At 71.0% G+C, this 18193-nt stretch carries 13 protein-coding genes; 10 read left to right on the top strand and 3 right to left on the bottom strand.

The annotated features are described in order from the left end of the window. Positions 1-150 precede the first annotated feature (150 nt). Positions 151-1581, bottom strand: a complete 1431-nt coding sequence (locus ACFV2S_RS16155; RefSeq protein ID WP_385558677.1) for a pre-peptidase C-terminal domain-containing protein — start codon at positions 1579-1581, stop codon at positions 151-153. Positions 1582-1899: 318 nt separating this feature from the next. On the opposite strand from ACFV2S_RS16155, the gene ACFV2S_RS16150 reads away from it, so the two are divergent. The 7 genes from ACFV2S_RS16150 to ACFV2S_RS16120 all read left to right on the top strand — a co-directional run bounded on the left by ACFV2S_RS16150 (position 1900) and on the right by ACFV2S_RS16120 (position 9192). Beyond that, a complete protein-coding gene (locus ACFV2S_RS16150) occupies positions 1900-2847 on the top strand; it encodes an ABC transporter substrate-binding protein (RefSeq protein ID WP_385558674.1) in 948 nt (315 codons plus the stop codon). 2 nt (positions 2848-2849) lie between these two features. Then, entirely contained in the window at positions 2850-3812 is a 963-nt protein-coding gene (locus ACFV2S_RS16145; protein ID WP_385558671.1) for an amino acid ABC transporter permease, read from the top strand. 8 nt (positions 3813-3820) lie between these two features. Continuing rightward, positions 3821-4573 carry an amino acid ABC transporter ATP-binding protein gene (locus tag ACFV2S_RS16140; protein WP_385558945.1) on the top strand — a complete coding sequence of 251 codons (753 nt, stop codon included), beginning with the start codon at positions 3821-3823 and terminating at the stop codon, positions 4571-4573. Continuing rightward, entirely contained in the window at positions 4570-5787 is a 1218-nt protein-coding gene (locus ACFV2S_RS16135; RefSeq protein WP_385558668.1) for a M20 family metallopeptidase, read from the top strand. The genes ACFV2S_RS16140 and ACFV2S_RS16135 overlap by 4 nt, the downstream gene beginning before the upstream one ends. Before the next feature lie 108 nt (positions 5788-5895). Further along, a complete protein-coding gene (locus ACFV2S_RS16130; RefSeq protein WP_385558665.1) occupies positions 5896-7185 on the top strand; it encodes a cyanophycinase in 1290 nt (429 codons plus the stop codon). Positions 7186-7302: 117 nt separating this feature from the next. Then, positions 7303-8166 (top strand): MurR/RpiR family transcriptional regulator, encoded by an 864-nt coding sequence (locus ACFV2S_RS16125; RefSeq protein WP_385558662.1) that lies wholly within the window; start codon positions 7303-7305, stop codon positions 8164-8166. Between the two features lie 75 nt (positions 8167-8241). Next, positions 8242-9192, top strand: coding sequence for an ABC transporter substrate-binding protein (locus ACFV2S_RS16120; protein ID WP_385558659.1), 951 nt, complete (start codon positions 8242-8244; stop codon positions 9190-9192). Between the two features lie 16 nt (positions 9193-9208). On the opposite strand, the gene ACFV2S_RS16115 is transcribed toward ACFV2S_RS16120, so the two are convergent. Continuing rightward, positions 9209-10093 (bottom strand): MurR/RpiR family transcriptional regulator, encoded by an 885-nt coding sequence (locus tag ACFV2S_RS16115; protein ID WP_385558656.1) that lies wholly within the window; start codon positions 10091-10093, stop codon positions 9209-9211. Between the two features lie 123 nt (positions 10094-10216). Here ACFV2S_RS16115 and ACFV2S_RS16110 point away from each other — a divergent pair, with 123 nt between their 5' ends. Then, positions 10217-10423: a hypothetical protein gene (locus ACFV2S_RS16110; protein ID WP_385558960.1), complete on the top strand. Its 207-nt coding sequence runs from the start codon at positions 10217-10219 to the stop codon at positions 10421-10423. A gap of 209 nt (positions 10424-10632) precedes the next feature. Here ACFV2S_RS16110 and ACFV2S_RS16105 read toward each other — a convergent pair whose 3' ends face one another. Beyond that, positions 10633-13335: a LuxR C-terminal-related transcriptional regulator gene (locus ACFV2S_RS16105; protein ID WP_385558653.1), complete on the bottom strand. Its 2703-nt coding sequence runs from the start codon at positions 13333-13335 to the stop codon at positions 10633-10635. A gap of 196 nt (positions 13336-13531) precedes the next feature. Between ACFV2S_RS16105 and ACFV2S_RS16100 the strand changes: the two genes are divergently transcribed. Both ACFV2S_RS16100 and ACFV2S_RS16095 read left to right on the top strand, forming a co-directional pair. Then, on the top strand, positions 13532-15706 hold the full coding sequence (locus ACFV2S_RS16100; RefSeq protein ID WP_385558650.1) for a M4 family metallopeptidase: 2175 nt from the start codon (positions 13532-13534) through the stop codon (positions 15704-15706). Between the two features lie 794 nt (positions 15707-16500). After that, on the top strand, positions 16501-18093 hold the full coding sequence (locus ACFV2S_RS16095; protein ID WP_385558647.1) for a hypothetical protein: 1593 nt from the start codon (positions 16501-16503) through the stop codon (positions 18091-18093). The last annotated feature ends 100 nt before the right edge of the window (positions 18094-18193 follow it).

Genomic DNA, 18193 nt, shown 5'->3' with positions numbered 1-18193 from the left:
CCCCGGCGGGCCCCCGCCGCCCCCGCGCCCGCCCGCGCGCGGCGGCGCGCGGGCGCGTGCCCCTCCGGGCGCCGGCCCGGCGGCCGCGGACCACCGTGCGTCCTCGAGGAGTGCAGCGCTAGGTGCGGCGTGCGGTGCCGCGGGGAGGGGTCAGCTCTTGGTCACGCTGCAGCTGTAGGAGGCCGTTCCCGAGCCGGCGTACGCCTCCAGCTCGAGGTAGTACGTGCCGGCGCCCGCGGTGGTGCGGGTGAACGAGACCGACTCGTCCGAGCCCGCGCCGTTGTTGACGGAGCGCTCGAGCGTGCTGCCGGTCGCGTCGAGCCAGTACAGGTCGGCGTCGTAGGCGCTGGGCACGGCGCAGTTCACCGAGGCGGTCTGGCCGGAGTTCAGGCTGATCGTGAAGTAGTCGCGGTCGGTCGTGGACTTCATGGAGCCCGTGACGGCCCCGGGCGACGCGAGCGTCGTGGCGTCGTCGGCGGCGTCCCGGGTGTCGTTCGGCTCGGTCTCCGCCAGTGTGCCGCCGCCGCCCTGGCTGCCGCAGTTCGTCTGGGGAGTGCCGGTGTAGAGGTTGGCGTCGGCGACTCCGTTGTTCACGCTGCGGAGGTAGTAGCCGCAGGTGGGCCGGTTCTTGAAGTCGAAGGTCGAGCCCGGCGTCAGGCGCCAGATCTTGAATCCGGAGTACGTCAGGGGCTTGCGGTCCACGGCCTGCTCGGGCTGGTGGTCGGCGAGGACGACGTAGGCGTCCTTGCCGTACTGCGTGGCCATGCCGTTGCGGTCGAGGTACAGCGAGCCGCCGCCCTCCTCGACGCCGACGCCCCAGGCCGCGCCGCCGGGGGTGAGGCCGTCCTTCACCGCACGGGCGAGGAAGGACATGGTGCGGCCCATCCGGTCACGGGTCACGAAGTGGGAGTCGTTGATGACGCCTGCGTAGTTCGGCCACTGGAACATGCCGGTGGTGAAGCTGATGTACCGGTCGTAGGGGTTGGCGAGCGCCTCGGCGCTGGTGACGCTGCCGTTGCAGGCGTCGTAGACGACGGGGCTGTTGATGTGGTGGCCGGCGCTGCCGCCGCCGGATCCGCCGCCCTTGGCGACGACCGACTCGACGGAGGCCTCCAGCGCGGTGCCCTTCCACGCGGAGTACTTGCACTGGTCGCCGCCGGCGAAGTAGACGAACTCGGCGTTGCGCACATCGGTGTTGACCTGGCTGTTGTTGCCGTCGGCGGCGGCGGTGAGCGTCCAGGTCGTACAGGAGTTCACGCCCGTCAGGGTCATGACCGTGTCGCACTCGGGCGTCGCGCTTCCCGAGGTCGGCGCCGAGCCCGCGAGGACGACCACGTCCATCGTTCCCGTGCCGCCGGTGATGTCGCTGACGGCCCGGCTCATGGAGGCGGGGATGACGGCTCCGGCGCCGTTCATGGTGAAGGCCGGCCCGTTCCAGGACGTGCGGCTGACGTCCGAGGCGTTGCCGAGACGGCTCCTGTTCGCGCTGGCGTGGGCGGGCTCCTGGGCGGTGAGCGTGAGGGCGACCGACAGCAGCGCGACCGCCGCGGCGGTGGTGACGAGGGGCAGGCGTGACGACATGGGGGCTCCTGAGGGAGGGAAAAGGGTGCCTCGTCGGTCGGCTGGATGTCGCTTGGCCGAGAACCGATGAGATTGGTAGCGGAACTTACAAGCCAGCGCGTCTGACGGGAAGATGTACGGCGACATTGCTGTGCCGTGACCGTCCCGGAGTCATGAATCTGCAGTAAGGAGCCCCACAAGTGCGGGAAAGTGGGCGCGTTACGTGAACGTAACGTGAGGTACATCTAGTCAACCCACTGATTGATCTGTAACTTCACTGATGTGCGGCTGACGGCTGGAATCCGTCGGCAGAGTTCCCCCTTGAGAGGTTCCACCGCGATGAACGCTCGCCTTGCCCACCGCGTCGTAGCCACCGCCCTGGCGGCCACGACCCTCGCCACGCTCTCCGCCTGCGGAGGCGGTGACGACACCGCCACGGCAGTCGGCGGAAAGGTCGTCGTCGCCGGCGTGGAGATCAAGAAGGACCAAGCGCTCCACGACCTGCTCCCGGCCAAGATCAAGAAAGCCGGTACCGTCCGGGTGGCGACCGATGTGCCCTACCCGCCGTTCGAGATGTTCGTGAAGGAGGGCGAGAGCACCCTCACGGGTCTGGACTACGACCTGGGCCAGGCGCTCGGCGCGAAGCTCGGCGTCACCTTCGCGTTCACGCCGCAGAAGTTCGACGGGATCGTCCCGGCCATCCAGGCCGGCAAGTTCGACGCGGCGATGTCGGCGATCACGGACAACAAGGAGCGGCAGAAGGTCGTCGACTTCGTCGACTACTCCCAGTCCGGTTCCGGCGTCCTGGTCGCCGACGGCAACCCCGCCGAGATCACCACGCTGGACGACCTGTGCGGCAGGAAGGTCGCCGTCCAGGCCGCGACCCATCAGCTCGACCTGCTGAAGACCCATCAGGACGACTGCGGAAAGGCGGGCAAGGGTCAGATCGACATCCAGACCTTCCCCAAGGACTCCGACGCCCAGCTCGCCCTGCGCTCCGGCAAGGTCGTCGCCCAGGTCCTGACCAAGCCCGCCGCCGGCTGGGTCGCCCAGACCGCCGACGCCGGCAAGGCCTTCGACCTGGTCGAGGACCCGGCCGCGTCCGGCGGCTACGACGCCACGCCGAACGGCATCGCGATCAACAAGCAGCTGCCCGAGCTGACGGACGCGGTCCAGAAGGCGCTGCAGTCCCTCATCGACGAGGGCACCCTCCTGCGGATCTACAACAAGTACGGCGTCGGCTCCATCCTCGTGAAGGAAGCCACCAAGAACGCGTCGGTGGACTGAGCATGACCGACATCAAGTCTCCCGCCGACCGCACGACGACCAGTGCGCCGGGCATGCGGGATCTGGAGATCGTTCCCGTCCGCAACCACGGCAGGTGGATCGCTGCCGTCGTCTCGCTCCTGGCGCTGGTGGGCCTGATCGGCTCGCTGGCGAAGAACGACAACCTGCACTGGGACGTCGTCGGCGACTACCTCTTCGCCGACCTCATCTTCGACGGTCTGACCACCACGCTCTGGCTGACCGCCGCCGCCATGCTCCTGGGCCTGGGCCTGGGCACGCTGATCGCCGTCATGCGCCTGTCGGCCAGCCCCGTGCTGTACGGCCTGGCCAACGCCTTCGTCTGGGTCTTCCGCGGCACCCCCCTGCTCGTGCAGATCATCTTCTGGGGATACGCCGCGGCGCTGTACCACTACGTGAAGATCGGCATCCCGTTCACCGGCATCACGTTCTTCCAGGCGGAGACCAACACCCTGCTCACCCCGGCGATCGCCGCACTCCTCGCCCTCGGACTGAACGAAGCCGCCTACGCCTCCGAGATCGTCCGTGCCGGCATCCAGTCCGTCGACCCCGGCCAGGCCGAAGCGGCCCACTCGCTCGGCATGCGACCCGCACTCACCATGCGCCGGATCGTCCTGCCCCAGGCCATGCGGGTGATCATCCCGCCGATGGGCAACGAGACCATCAACATGCTGAAGATGACCGCACTGGTCTCGGTCATCTCCGCCCACGACCTGATGTCCAACATCCAGGACGTGTACGCCCAGAACTACCAGGTCATCCCCATGCTGATCGTGGCCAGCCTCTGGTACCTGGCCCTCGTCACCCTCCTCAGCGTGCCCCAGGCATGGCTGGAGCGGCGGTACGGACGCGGCACCACCCGCGCCGGACACGTCTCGCCGTTCCGCCGCCTGCTCGGCGGAACCGTGGAGCGGCTGGGCAAGAAGAACAAGGAGCACAACCGATGAGCACCCCCATGGTGCGCGCCGAAGGCGTCCGCAAGCACTTCGGGAAGCTCGAAGTCCTCAAGGGCATCGACCTCACCGTCGAGCGCGGCCAGGTCTGCTGCCTGCTGGGCCCCTCCGGCTCGGGCAAGTCGACCTTCCTGCGCTGCATCAACCACCTGGAGAAGATCGACGGCGGCAAGCTCACCGTCGACGGCGAACTCGTCGGCTACCGCCAGCACGGCAACAAGCTCCACGAACTGCGCGAACGCGAGGTCGCCGAACGCCGCCGGGACATCGGCATGGTCTTCCAGCGGTTCAACCTCTTCCCGCACATGACCGCCCTGGAGAACATCGCGGAGGCACCCGTCAAGGTCGGCTCCGTGTCCAAGGGCGACGCCCGCGAGCAGGCACATCTCCTCCTCGAACAGGTCGGCCTCGGCGACCGGGCCCACCACTACCCGGCCCAGCTCTCCGGCGGCCAGCAGCAGCGGGTCGCCATCGCCCGGGCGCTGGCCATGAGGCCGAAGCTGATGCTCTTCGACGAGCCGACCTCCGCCCTCGACCCCGAGCTCGTCGGGGACGTCCTGGACGTCATGCGGCAGCTCGCGGCCGACGGCATGACCATGGTCGTCGTCACCCACGAGATCGGCTTCGCCCGCGAGGTCGGCGACACCGCCGTCTTCATGGACGAAGGAGTCGTCGTCGAGGCCGGCGACCCTCGCCAGGTCCTCGTCGAACCGGAGCAGGAACGCACCCGCGCCTTCCTGTCCAAGGTCCTGTGAGCGCGCCTCCGCGCCGGCAGCTCGCCGCGGCACTCCTCGACGGCGCCCGTTCCCTCCAGGCCCGCTACCTGCACGACCTCGAAGAGCTCGTCTCCATCGACTCCGGCTCGTACACGCCCCACGGGGTCAACCGAGTCGCCGACTGGGTCCAGACCCGGCTCACCGGCCTCGGCTTCGCCGTCGAGCGCGTGGCCTTCCCGCCGGGGCGGCACGGCTTCCAGGCGGGTGACGCCCTCGTCGCCCGGAAGAAGGGCGCCCTCGCCGAGTCCGACGGCGGCCAGCGGATCCTCCTCGCCGGCCACATGGACACCGTCTTCGAGGAGGGGACCGCGGCCGCGCGTCCCTTCGGCCTGACCGGAAGCATCGCCAACGGCCCCGGGGTCAGCGACGACAAGGGAGGCCTGCTCGCCGGCCTCACGGCCCTGGAACTCCTCCACGACCACGGCGTGGACACCTACGACGAGCTCGTCCTCCTCGCCACGCCGGACGAGGAGATCGGCTCGCCCGCCAGCCGGGAGCTCATCGAGGAGACCGCCCGCGGCATGCACTACGGGCTCGGCCTCGAATGCGCCCGGGAGAACGGCGACCTCGTCATCGCCCGCAAGGGCGTGGCCGACTTCCGCCTCACCGTCACGGGGCGGGCCGCCCACGCCGGGATCGAACCGGAGCGCGGAGCCAACGCCGCACTGACCGCGGCGCACCTCGTCGTGCAGATCCAGGCCCTCAACGGGCACTGGGACGACGTCACCGTCAACGTCGGCGTGGTACGCGCCGGGACCAGGGCGAACATCGTCTGCCCCGAGGCCGAACTGCGCATCGAGGTCAGGGCAGCCACGACGGCCGACGTACGGCGCGTCACCCAGGCCATCCAGGAGATAGCCGACCACCCCGCGGTGCCCGGCACCACGGTCGAGGTCGAGCAGCTCGACCTGTGCCCGCCGATGGAGGACACTCCCGCCTCGCGCCGCATGCTCGACAACGCCTGTCGGGCCGCCTCCGCCGTCGGCGTCTCGCTCGGCGCCGCGGCCACCGGGGGAGTGGGCGACGCCAACCTGATCGCCGGCATGGGCGTGCCCATCCTGGACGGCCTGGGCCCCATCGGGGGCGCCGACCACAGCCCGCAGGAGTGGCTCGACGTCTCCAGCGTCCCGCACCGCATCGCGCTGCTCGCCGATCTGGTCGCCGCGCTCGGCGACGCGCGCAACACCGCCTGACCCCGCAGTCCCTCCGGCATCGCCCTACCCGCGCGATGCCGGAGGCGACCGGGCCCGAAGCCGGTCGACGGGCCCCGTCACCCCACCACCTCACCCATGGAGAGCCCCATGCGCGCACCTTCCGGCACGGCACGCCGCACCGTCCTCGCGGGCAGCATCGCCCTTGCCCTCCTCACCACCGCCCCCACGGCGCACGCCCTCAGCGAGCGCCCGCAGCAGCCGCACGGCTCCCTGGTCCTGATCGGCGGCGGTCTGAAGGACGACAACGAGCAGGTGTACGGGGAGATCATCAAGCGTGCCGGCGGCCGCGCCGCCCGCATCGGCGTCATCACCGCCGCGTCCGTCCCCGAGAGCCAGGACCCCCACGCAGGCGACCCCGAGCTGTGCAGCAACTCCGCCTGCAACGGCGCCTACTACGCCGACCTCTTCAAGCGCCACGGCGCCGCGGACGCCCAGTGGATCCCCCTCGACATCGACCACGTCGCCAACGCCGACTCCGACGCAGTCGTCGCCCAGATCGACTCCATGAGCGGGTTCTTCTTCGGCGGTGGCGACCAGTACCGGTACCTCACCACCCTCCTGCACGGCGACCGGCACACCGACTCCAAGGTCCTCGCCGCCATCCGCACCAAGCTCGCCCACGGAGCCGTCGTGGCCGGATCCTCGGCCGGAGCCCAGATCGCTTCCGGCGCCGACATGGTCAGCGGCGGCGAATCCTACGAGGGCCTCCGCGACGGCAGCGCCCCCGGCTACTACGAGGACCCGGCCCGGCTCGCCTACATTCCCGAGGGCGGCTTCGGCTTCCTGCGCTCCGGACTCATCGACACCCACACCGGAGCCTACGGCCGCGAAGGACGGGCGCTGCGCCTCGCCGCGGACACCGGACACGACCGCGTCTACGCCCTGGAGGAGAACACCGCCCTGGTCGTCGACGATCCCGGCACCCCGCGCGAGCACCTCACCGTACTCGGGCCCAACGGCGTCGCCGTCCTCGACCTGCGCGGTGCCCGCGCGCACACGTCGGCCGCCGGCTGGACCCTGCGCGGCGCCCGTTACACCTACCTCACCGACCACGACCGGTACGACGCCCGTACCTGGACGCCCCGGCCCGCACCGGGCAAGCAGCCCCTGACACCCGGCAGCACGACGCCGGTGCCCGCCAACACCGACGTCTTCCACTCCTCCGCCGACCCGGACGGCACCCCCTACTCCTTCCGTACCACCGCCCGCGCGCTCGCCTCGACCCGCGCGCAGAACACCGCGAGCGCCACCACCTTCGAGTCCGGCCCGCGCTTCGACGTCACCTTCAGCAAGGCCGGAGGCTTCTCCGCCTGGACCGGTGACGGCGCCACCGCGCAGACGCTGATCGGGATGAGGATCAGCATCACGCCCCGGTGACTCCCGCTCCACCCTCCTGAGCGAAGGCCCCGTGCGCGTCCGGTGCACGCCTCGGGGCCCGCCCCGCACCACCTGCGCGACCGTTCCGGCGTGCGCAGGACCGAAGAGAGTCTCCCCGTGGTTCCCAGCCCCATCGCCGACGACATCCGCCGCAAGCTCGGCCACCTCGCACCCGCCGAACGAAAGGTCGCCCGCATCCTGCTCGCGTCCTACCCGTCCGCCGGATTCGAGACGGTCGCGACGATCGCCGAACGCGCCGGCGTCAGCGCACCCACCGTCCTTCGGTTCGTGACCCGCCTCGGCTACACGGGCTTCCCCGACTTCCAGGCCGCGCTGCGCAAGGAACTCGACGAGCGCAGCGCCTCACCGCTCTCGCTCTACGAGACCGCCGGCGACGGAGCCTACGGACACTCGACGGACGGCCTCGTGGCGCACAGCGACACCCTCTTCACCCAGGCCCTCACCCAGACCCTCACCGACATCCCCCGGCACGACTTCACCGGTGCGCTCACCCTGCTGTCCGACCCCCGGCGCCGCATCACCCTCGTCGGAGGACGCTTCACCCACCTGCTCGCCCGCTACCTGGGCCTGCACCTGATGCAGCTGCGCGACGACATCCGCTTCCTGCCCGACCGGGACGTGGAACGCACGGCGCTCCTGGCCACGCTCACCAAGCGCGACGTCGTCGTCGTGTTCGACTACCGGCGCTACGAGAAGGACAAGCTCGTCATCGTCCAGCTGGCGAAGGACGGCGGAGGCAAGGTCATCGTGTTCACGGACATGTGGCTTTCCCCCACCACCACGCACGCCGACATCGTGCTGTCACACCGCGTCGACGCGCACTCTCCCTACGACAGTCTGGTTCCCACCCTCGCCGTCATCGAGACCCTGGTGGCCGCTCTCGTCACAGAGCTCGGCGACGGCGCACACCAGCACATGAAACGAGGCGAGGAGACCGCGCGCCGCGTCGACCTGGTCTGACCCCGTCCGACCCAGAAGCCCGCGGCCCGTCACGTCCCGCCTTCACCCGCCATGCCCACCGAAGGAAGAACCGTCATGCGCTCGCACGTCACTCCGGCCGTGGCCCTCACCGCCGTCGCCGCCCTGGCCGTGTCCGCCTGCACCACCGACTCCGGCACCACCACCGACGCCCGGCCGACGGCAGGCCCCGTCGCCGTCCTGCCGGACCTCACGGTCGAGCCCGACCCCAAGCTCCACGCGATGCTCCCCGAGAGCATCCGGACCACGAACACCGTACGCGTGGCCACGGACATCCCCTACCCGCCCTTCGAGATGTACGTGAACGAGGGCAGCAAGCAGATCACCGGCATCGACTACGACCTCGGGCAGGCCATCGGGGCCCGGCTCGGGGTGCGGTTCGACTTCAAGGCGCAGAAGTTCGACGGCATCCTCCCCGCCGTCCAGGCCGGCAAGTTCGACGCCGTCATGTCCGCGATGACCGACAAGAAGGCGCGGCAGAAGTCCGTCGACTTCGTCGACTACCTCAACGCGGGGCCCGGCTGGCTGGTCGCCAAGGGCAATCCGGCCGGGATCACCGTCGTCACCGACGTGTGCGGGAAGCCGGTCGGCGTGCAGACGGGCACCAACCACCAGAAGCTCCTGCAGCAGCGCCAGCAGCTCTGCGAGGCGAAGGGCCTGCCGCCCATCCGGATCCTCACCTTCTCCAAGGACTCCGAGGCCCAACTCGCCCTGCGCAGCGGCAAGGTCGTCGCCGACTACCTGGACGAGGTCACCGCCGCGTACGTCGCGTCCACCGCGGACGGAGGCAACGCCTTCTCCACGGTGACGGGCCGAGCCGCCGTCGGTGAGTACAGCGCATCACCCATGGGGATCGGCATGTCCAAGGACCAGGCCGGCCTCACGGAAGCGGTCCGGGCCGCCCTGCAGTCGCTGATGGACGACGGCTCCTATCAGAAGATCCTCGGCAAGTACGAGGTCCCGAACATCGCGATCCCGAAGGCGACGGTCAACGGAGCCCTCGACTGATCCCGGACCGCCTCCCTCAGAGCAGCCCGGTGCGCCGCGCGACGGCCTCGGCGTCCTTCATCCGCTGGTGCGCCTCGGCGCCCAGTTCGCCCAGGGTGGCGGCGACGACGGACTCGATGAGGGCAAGGGTGGGCGTCAGACTGTCGTAGGGCGAGTCGGAGTTCACCTGGCTGGTGAGGACGACGTCGGCATGGCTGGCGCTCGGGGACAGCCACGGATCGGTGAAGACGATGACCTTACCGCCGCGTTCCCGCGCCAGCTCCGCGATGACCGCCTTGTCGCCCTCGTAGCGCCGGTAGTCGAAGATGACCGTCACGTCGCGGCGCGCCAGCTGGGTCAGGAACGCCGCCCGCTCGACGTCCCGTTCCGGGACGAAGGCGACCTGGTCGCGGAACTGCATCAGGTGGAGCCCCAGATACTCCGCGAGCAGGTGGGTGAAGCGCCCGCCGATGAGGTGGATCCGGCGGCGCGGGTCGCTCAGGAGCTTGACCGCGAGGCCGAACTCATGGGGGGAGACCTCACTGAAGGTCCGGGACAGGGCCTGCTGTACGAGAGCGAGGGAGCGCCCCGCGACCGGCTCGTCGTCCTCGCCCCGCTGCCCGGCGGACGGCTCCTGCGCCTTCGCCGGACCCGCGCTCTCGTACAGGGTGATCGGTGAGGCGTGCCGCGCCTCGAGCTCGGCACGCAGGGCCGCCTGCAGGTCGGGGAAGCCGCGGTAGCCGAGCCGGGAAGCACAGCGGAGCACGGTGGGGGCGGACACGGAGGCGCGCTCCGCGATCGTGGCGACCGTCTCGAAGATCGCCGCGGGATATCCGGCCAGCAGGACCCGCGCGACCTTGCGCTCGGCAGGGCTGAGCTCCCCGAGTCGACTGCGGATCTCGTCGGCCAGTGTGCCGCCCATGTCGGTCCTCCTGCACGCAGCGCCGGCTCCGGCGAGCCGTCCATGGTCTCGGGCGCCCCGGCCGCCCATCGCTACAGAAACGGCCTACCCGGTGCCCGAATGTACCGCACGTTACACCCTTGGGTGAAGTCGCCCGGAGCCGCCCCTGCCGTGGCCGCGTGCGGGTACTACTGCCGCCGCTGGAGCGAGGGGGTCCGGCAGCAGGCCGCCGCACCCGTCCTGGCGGACTCGGCCCGCCGCACACCGCAGGCGGCAACCGCCCGTCGCTTCGAGCAGGACGTGCGCGCGGTCCTCCCCGACCACGCCGACCGGATCCGTCGACACCGCTGACGCCCCGATCCGGTGCTCGCCATGCGTCGTGGCAGGGCCACGGATCGGGTACGTCAGCTTCGTGATCGTGTCGTCGAAGTCAGCTCTTGTGTGGCCTGCGCGATGGTCGCGGATGGATGGGCAAGGGTTCTGACGATCCGTGGTGCAGGCCAGACGTCTTCGCCCGGTACGCGACCGAACCCGGCGGCTCCTGGAGCCGTCCGGGCGGGTCACTCATGTGCTGGTGTGACGGTGTGCGCGAGTTGGACGCGTGAGTGCAGGCCGAGTTTCCGGTAGACGCGGGTGAGGGTCGCTTCGACCGTTTTGACGCTGACGGTGAGGGCGGTGGCGATGTCGCGGTTGCTCGTTCCGGCGGCGGCGAGTTCGGCGCAGCGTTGTTCGGCGGAGGTGAGGCGGGGGTGGGCGTTGTCGTCCGTGGGGGCGGCTTCCAGCCGTCTGAGGGTGTGCGCGGCGGTTTCCGCCCAGGGATGTGCCTGGTGGGCGGCGAAGAGGTCGGCGGCGCTCTGCGCGGCGGTGCGGGCGCTGGCACGTCGGCGTCCGCGTCGTTCGGTGTGGCTGAGTGCGAGCAGGGTCCTGCCGCGTTCGAGGGGGAGGAGGCGGAGATGCTCGGCCGCGTCGGTGAGGCGCCGGGCCGCGGTGTCGTAGTCGCCGCGGGCGGCGTCCAGGAGCGCCTGGGCGCGTTCGAGCGGGGGGAGGACCGTGTCCCTGCCGAGGTCGATCGCGGTGCGGCGGGTGTCGTCCAGCAGGCTCTGTGCCCGGTCGAGGTGGCCGAGCGCGACGAGGGTCTCGGCGAGTTCGGGATGCCAGCGCAGGACAGAGGGGTCGTGGACCTGCTGGAGTTCCTCCAGAGTGCGGACCTCCACCAGGGCTTCCAGGGCTTCCTTGGGGCGGCCGGTGGTCAGGAGGAGGTGACCGAGGGAGTAGAGGTTGCGGGAGAGGAAGACCTTGTTGTCCTCCTGTCGGGCGGTGTCGACTCCGCGGCGTGCGTGGAGGAGGGCGAGGTCGGTGCGCCCGGCGGTGCCCTCGACGAGTGCGGTGGTGTAGCAGGCCGGTGAGGGTGACAGGGCGGTGACGTCGGTGAGTGCCTGGGCGCGGTGGGCGTGATCGAGTGCCCTGGCGCACCGTCCGGCGCGGAGGTCGGCCTCGGCGAGACTGCGCAGGATGTCCACGGTCGCCTCGGCGTCTCCCGCCCGCTCGGTTTTGACGAGCAGGGGGAGCAGCGCGGTGCGGGCCTCCTCGGGGCGGTCGTCGAAGAGGGCGTGCCGGGCGGCGAGGTGCTGGGGTGTGCCGTTGACCGGGATGGAGGCGGCGCGTGGCAGGGACAGGGCGCGGGCGAGCGTGGTCGCGGCGTCGGGGTGGCCGAGGACGCGTTGGAGGCGGGCCTGCATCGTGAGAGCCATGACGGTGGTGGTGGTGTCGCCGGCGGTCTCGGCGAGGGCGGTGGCCCGGCCGGCCAGGGCGCACGCCTGGTGGGGGTTGCCCTCGTTGACGTTGGCCCAGATGGATTGGCGGATGAGGATCTGCGCGGTGAGGTCGGGTCGTCCGGCCGCCGCGTGCCGTGCGTCGGCGAACAGTTCGTCCGCGCTGTGCAGGTGCCGGCCGCTCGCGTCGATCAGGGCGACGAGGGCGCCGACGCGCTGGGCCGGGGTGGTGTCCTGACCGAGGATGAGGCGGGCGGCGGCCCGGCCGCGGGGGAGGTCGCCGTAGTGGGAGGCGTCGCGTACGGCGGTCAGGGCCCGTTCGATGAGCAGGTCGCCGTTGTCGTGCGGGGTGCGCTGGGCGGCGAGGAGGGAGAGCTCTGCCGCGAGTGCGTGGTCGCCGCGCTGCCGGGCGCGGGCGGCGGCGCGGGCGGCGTGGCGGGCCGACCGCGGGTCGTCGGCATCGGCCGCCAGCGCGGTGTGCCGGTCGCGGCGGACGCTGTCGCGGCTGGCCTCGGCCAAGCGGGCGTGCAGGAGCCTGCGCGCGTGCCCCGGCTGCCGGGCCACGAGTTCGGTGCCGATCGCGGAGGCGGTGAACCGCAACGTTCCGCCGGGCTGTTGGAGGTCGATGAGTCCGGCCGCCTCGGCCTCGGCCAGGAGACTTTCGGCTGCCGGGCCGGCGAGAGCGCTCAGCAGGTCGAGGTCGGGCCGGTCGTCGAGCGCGGCGAACGTCAGCAGTTCCTTGACCTCCCTCGACACGGTGCCCAGCCATTCGCCCACCAGTCGGCGGGCCGTCGGCGGCAGGGCCGACTCGCTTCCACCATCCCGGTCCGGGAGTGGGCGCGAGGAGTCGGCCAGTGCCAGGGCCAGTGCCGGGTTGCCTCCGCTGTGGGTGTGGATGCGCGTGACCTCTCGGGGGGCGAGCCGGTACGGGGACAGCAGCGTCGCGACCTGAGGGGCCGTCAGGGGCGGGATGCGCACCGCGTACGCGTCCTCCCCGCTCCAGTGGCCTCCGGTCTCCGGGCGCCAGGTGCGCTCGGCCGCGATGACGGGAAGGTCCGGGGTCAGGCGGAGTGCCCAGCCCAGGACGGCCGCGCTGGCCGGGTCCAGCCACTGGGCGTTGTCCACGACCAGCGTCATGGGTGGTGCGTCCCGCAGCAGAGCGGCGGTCTGCCGACGCAGCCGCAGGGCCGAACCGGCACCGTCCGGGGGGCCCGGCTGGTCGGTGCCCTCGTCGAGTCCCGCCGTCAGCTCCCTTGCGGCGGGCAGTGCTTGGAGGGCCAGCGCGAGTTCGAGCAGGCCGGCACAGGAAACCTGGGCGTCCTGCGGACGCGGTGCCAGCCGTAGGACGGGCAGGCCCAGCCGTCGCCCCAAGGCCCCGGCCGTCGTGGTCTTGCCGCTTCCGGGCGGCCCGAACAGGACCACCCGGCGGGTGCCGTGCACGTCTTCCGGCACCACCGGCAGCACGGGACCGGCCTCGTGGGACGCGTTCATCCACGCAGAGTCTGGCATCGGGCCATGGTGCGCCCGCCGGGCCTCCCCGTCCAGATCAAGGGGTTGCCCCGATGTCGGCTGCCTCCCGCGTCCCTAGCCTCATGGCCACAGCCGGGCCAACCGCTGCCGAACACCCCCCGCACCGTAGATGACGTTCTGCGGCACATCCCCGACGAGGCCCGGCGGAAGGATTGCGATGAACCGCAAGAACGCCCTGGCAGCCGGTGTCGCGGCAGCCCTCGCCCTGGGCTCCGTGACCATGGTGGCCACCCAGTCCAGCGCGGCCCCCCAGCCCACCGCTGCCGCCGGTGGCTCCGCCGCCCGCCCCGGCGCCGGGTTCCAGGCGACGACGGCCGACGCGCGCGGCGAGGCGATACGCACGGCCGACCGGAACGCGGCCGCGACCGCCCGCGAGCTCGGCCTGGGCCCCGACGAGCGCCTGGTGGCCAAGGACGTGCTGATCGACGCCGACGGCACCCGGCACGTGCGCTACGACCGCACCTACAGAGGCCTGTCCGTCATCGGCGGCGACCTGGTGGTGCACCTCACCGAAGACGGCACGATCACCGGCTCGGACCTGGCGCACTGGGGCGCGATCCGGATCGCCGGCACCACCCCGAAGCTGACGGCGGCCGACGCCTCGGCCAAGGCCGTGAAGCACGCGAAGCATGTGAAGCACGCGAAGGCCGGAAGCAAGGACAGCAGCACCCTGGTGGTGTACGCGGTCGGCAAGGTGCCCGTCCTCGCCTACCGTTCGACCGTCACCGGCGCGGGCGAGACCGGCCCGGCCTCGCGGGAAGCGGTGATCGTCGACGCGACCAGCGGCGCGCCGCTGGACCAGTACGAGCTGCACCAGAGCGTCACGGGCACCGGCAACGGCGTCACCGTCGGCCAGGTCTCCATCGAGACCACCCAGTCCGGCAGCAGCTACACCCTCACCGACGCCGCGCACGGCGGCACGATCGTCTACGACTCCTACAACAGCCCGCAGTCGAACCCGAAGCAGAACGCCCGGACCTTCTCCAAGACCACCAACTCCTGGGGCAACGGCACCACCTCCAGCCGCGAGAGCGCCGCCGTGGACGCCTCCTACGGCCTGGCGAAGACCTGGGACTACTACAAGAACGCCTTCAACCGCTCCGGCATCCGCAACGACGGCCGCGGCGCCCCGGCGTACGTGCACATGGACACCAACCTGCTGAACGCCTTCTACGACGACGACTGCTTCTGCATGTTCTTCGGCGACGGCTCCTCGCAGAACGGCAACACCCCGGTCACCGCGCTCGACGTGGCCGGCCACGAGATGAGCCACGGCGTCACCGCCGCCACCGCCAACCTCAACTACTCCGCTGAGTCCGGCGGCCTCAACGAGGCCACCAGCGACATCTTCGGCACCATGGTCGAGTTCTCCGCCGGCAACACCGGCGACCCGGGCGACTACTACATCGGCGAGAAGCTCAACATGTCGGGCGGCTACATGCGCCGGATGGACAACCCGGCCGCCGACGGCAACTCGCTGTCCTGCTGGAACTCCAGCGCCGGCTCGGTGGACGTCCACTACTCATCCGGCATCGGCAACCACTTCTTCTACCTGGCCGCCGAGGGCACCGGGGCGAAGACCATCGGCGGACGCTCGCACAACGGCACCACCTGCAACAACGACACCTTCGCGGGCATCGGCAAGGACAAGGCCGCCGCCGTCTGGTACCGGGCGCTGTCCACCTACATGACCTCCACCACCAACTACGCCGGCGCCCGCACCGCCACCCTGCAGGCCGCCGCCGACCTGTACGGCACCAACTCCCAAGAGCGTTACCTCGTCTCCAAGGCGTGGGCCGCCGTCAGCGTCGGCACCGCACTGCCCGACCCCGGCACGGGCACCCCCACCCCCTCGCCGTCCACCCCCACGCCCTCGCCGACCACGCCCCCCAGCGGGAACGCACTGGCCAACGGCGGCTTCGAGCAGGGCACCAGCGGCTGGATCCAGAGCGACGACATCATCACCAACTCGTCTCTGCAGGCCGCGCGTGACGGGTCCTGGTACGCCTGGATGATGGGTTACGGCGCTGACGCCGTCGAGTCCCTGTCCCAGTCGAACATCGCGGTGCCCTCCACCGGCACCCCGAAGCTCACCTTCTGGCTGAAGGTCACGACCCAGGAGTCCGGCTCCACCGCCTACGACACCCTCGAGGTCAAGGTCAACGGCACCACGCTGGCCACCTACTCCAACGCCAACGCGAGCTCCGGATACGTCCAGCAGACGGTCGACCTGTCCGCCCACAAGGGGCAGACGGTGAAGCTGGAGTTCGCCGGTACCGAAGACACCTACCTGTCGACCATCTTCCTGCTCGACGGCATCGCCATCGGCTGACCGGTCCCGCTCACCACCCGTGCTCCCGCGGCCGAAGCCCCCTCGGGTGCTCCGGCCGCGGGAGCTACCGCATGCACGGGGCGGCCCGGTTCCCACTCCGCGGGTCTTCCGGTGTGTTCGACCACCGTCCATCTATCGATCGACCTGCAGAGCTCGCAGGCTCGCGGATGAACGAGAGGTCGACCCCGGAGAGGGCTCGCGCCGAGACGATCAACGTCCGGGCAGTCCCCGCGAGTTTCGCGGTGACCACGGAGACGCCGGGCTGCGCCGCTCTTTGAGGAGGCCTTGAGGGCCAGGGGGATTGCGCGCCATGGCAGATGCCACTGCATCGTGCAGCCGCCCGACACCAGGTACAGCCATGATCCGGGCCGCCGTCGCACGCCGACCGTCGGTGAGCGAGGCCAGACCGCCGTCGGGCCCGAAGCCGCCGTCGCCGGGCCACGTCGTGACGGTTGCCACCGGTGAGCGTGACGGCGAGCGGGGTCCCGGGGCGAATGCTCGCAACTGGCAACCCCGCGCCGCAGCCTCGTCCTTCTGGGCCGATCGGTGGGACGGCCGAGGGTCCCCCGCACGGCCAGGCAGAAGCCGAACTGCTACTGCGGCCGTCACTCAGAGTGCTGGTCACCCCATGGCTCCGGGGCGCCGCTTTTCGACGAGTTCTCCAGCCTCCGACCTTGATCGTTTCAGCATCGTGAACTGCCCGTGAAACGCAGAGCGATGCCATGTACATTTCACGCACTCGGGCCTAGCGTCGGCCGCCGGCGCGACACCCGTCAGTAACCCGAGGAGCCGCATTGACCACCCCACCGCCCCGCAGACGCGCACGCGCTCTCGCGCTGATCACCGCGCTCGCGGCGATCCTCCTGGCGGGCGGCGCGCCTGTCGTCCAGGCCGCCGAGGACATCCCCCTCGCACCCGGCCACCGGCTCGTCGACCACTACGAGGGCGCCCCGGCCACCGCGCGGCCGGTGCCCGGCAAGGGCCCCGCCCAGCACCCGTACCTCGCGCCCAACGGCCGCAGCGGGATGCACGCCGACGGCGCCGGCAGCGGCACGCACCCCTTCTCCGGGCCGCTCGGGCGCGACCCCGAGGTCAGCAGCGCGAAGATCGCCGCGGTGGGCGGCGAGTGCGCCACCGTCACCTTCGACGCGGGTGGCCGTCTCGTCACCGTCTGCGGCACGTTCAGCGGCTTCCTCCTGAAGCTGCTCGACCCGCGCACGCTGGACACCCTCGCCGAGTACAAGCTGCCGCAGCGGTCCTCCACGGTCGAGGCCATCACCCGCCTCGACTTCGAGAAGATCTTCAAGGACACCTCCGGCGGCGCCTACTTCTACCTCGACGACCGCGACCGGGTCGTCCTCGCCGACTCCCGCCAGCACGTCCTGCGCATCGCGCACCGCCAGAAGGCCGACGGGGCCTGGGAGTTCACGGTCGAGAACGACTGGGACCTGACGTCGCTCGTCCCGCACGACTGCGTCACCTGGACCAACCTCTTCCCCAGCGGCGTCTGCGACCCCGTCACCTCCGTCATGCCGGACTGGGACGGCCGCATCTGGTGGGTGACCCGCCTGGGCCGCGTCGGCACGGTCGACCCCGCGACCGGCGCCCTGCGCGTGATCCGGCTGGACGGCGAGGAGATCCAGAACTCCTTCTCCGTCGCCGAGGACGGTGTCTCCATTGTCACCGACCACGCCCTGTACAGCTTCCGCGCGGACGCGGACGGCCTCCCGCGCGTCCAGTGGCGCGAGACGTACGACCGGGGGACCGGCACCAAGCCCGGTTCGGTGAACCAGGGTTCGGGCACCACCCCCGACCTCTTCGGCGACCGTGACCAGTACGTCGCGATCACCGACAACGCCGACGACCGGATGAACGTCCTCGTCTACCGCAGGGGCGCCGGCGTGCCCGCCGCGGACCGGCTCGTCTGCAAGGTGCCGGTCTTCGGCTCCGGCGCCTCCACCACCGACAACTCCCTGATCAGCTGGGGCAACAGCCTCGTCGTCGAGAACAACTACGGCTACGAGAACCCGAGCACGCTCCTGCTCGGCCGCAGCGTCGTCGGCGGCGCGACCCGCGTCGACGTCCGCGCCGACGGCAGCGGGTGCGACACCGTCTGGGAGAGCGATGTCCGCTCGCCCTCCACGGTCCCGAAGCTCTCCACGGCCAACGGACTGCTCTACTTCTACGAGAAGCGCCCCAGCGTCTGGGGGATCGACGCCTGGTACCTGACGGCCGTCGACTTCCGGACCGGCAAGCGCGCCTTCTCGCGCTTCACCGGCACCGGCCTGTCCTACGACAACAACTGGGCGCCGATCACCATCGGCCCCGACGGCACCGCGTACGTGGGGGTCTTCAACGGCATCGTCGCCGTCCGCGACAAGGCCTGAAGCAGGGCGGGGGGGGGGGCCCCGGGGGCCCCGCCCCCCCCCCCCCCCAACAGAAAAAGGGCGCTCCACCGACGGGCGAGTGAAGTGCGCAACACCCGCA

The sequence above is a fragment of the Streptomyces sp. NPDC059695 genome (assembly GCF_042733785.1).
GTDB lineage: Bacteria > Actinomycetota > Actinomycetes > Streptomycetales > Streptomycetaceae > Streptomyces.
The sequence above is the reverse complement of the archived record's forward strand: the minus strand, read 5'-3'. Positions and strand labels throughout refer to the sequence as shown.

Bases quoted from the DNA above. Each gene is read 5' to 3' on its own strand.
- ACFV2S_RS16155 (WP_385558677.1), bottom strand. From the start codon at position 1,581: ATGTCGTCACGCCTGCCCCTCGTCACCACCGCCGCGGCGGTCGCGCTG.
- ACFV2S_RS16150 (WP_385558674.1), top strand. From the start codon at position 1,900: ATGAACGCTCGCCTTGCCCACCGCGTCGTAGCCACCGCCCTGGCGGCC.
- ACFV2S_RS16145 (WP_385558671.1), top strand. From the start codon at position 2,850: ATGACCGACATCAAGTCTCCCGCCGACCGCACGACGACCAGTGCGCCG.
- ACFV2S_RS16140 (WP_385558945.1), top strand. From the start codon at position 3,821: ATGGTGCGCGCCGAAGGCGTCCGCAAGCACTTCGGGAAGCTCGAAGTC.
- ACFV2S_RS16130 (WP_385558665.1), top strand. From the start codon at position 5,896: ATGCGCGCACCTTCCGGCACGGCACGCCGCACCGTCCTCGCGGGCAGC.
- ACFV2S_RS16120 (WP_385558659.1), top strand. From the start codon at position 8,242: ATGCGCTCGCACGTCACTCCGGCCGTGGCCCTCACCGCCGTCGCCGCC.
- ACFV2S_RS16115 (WP_385558656.1), bottom strand. From the start codon at position 10,093: ATGGGCGGCACACTGGCCGACGAGATCCGCAGTCGACTCGGGGAGCTC.
- ACFV2S_RS16105 (WP_385558653.1), bottom strand. From the start codon at position 13,335: ATGAACGCGTCCCACGAGGCCGGTCCCGTGCTGCCGGTGGTGCCGGAA.
- ACFV2S_RS16100 (WP_385558650.1), top strand. From the start codon at position 13,532: ATGAACCGCAAGAACGCCCTGGCAGCCGGTGTCGCGGCAGCCCTCGCC.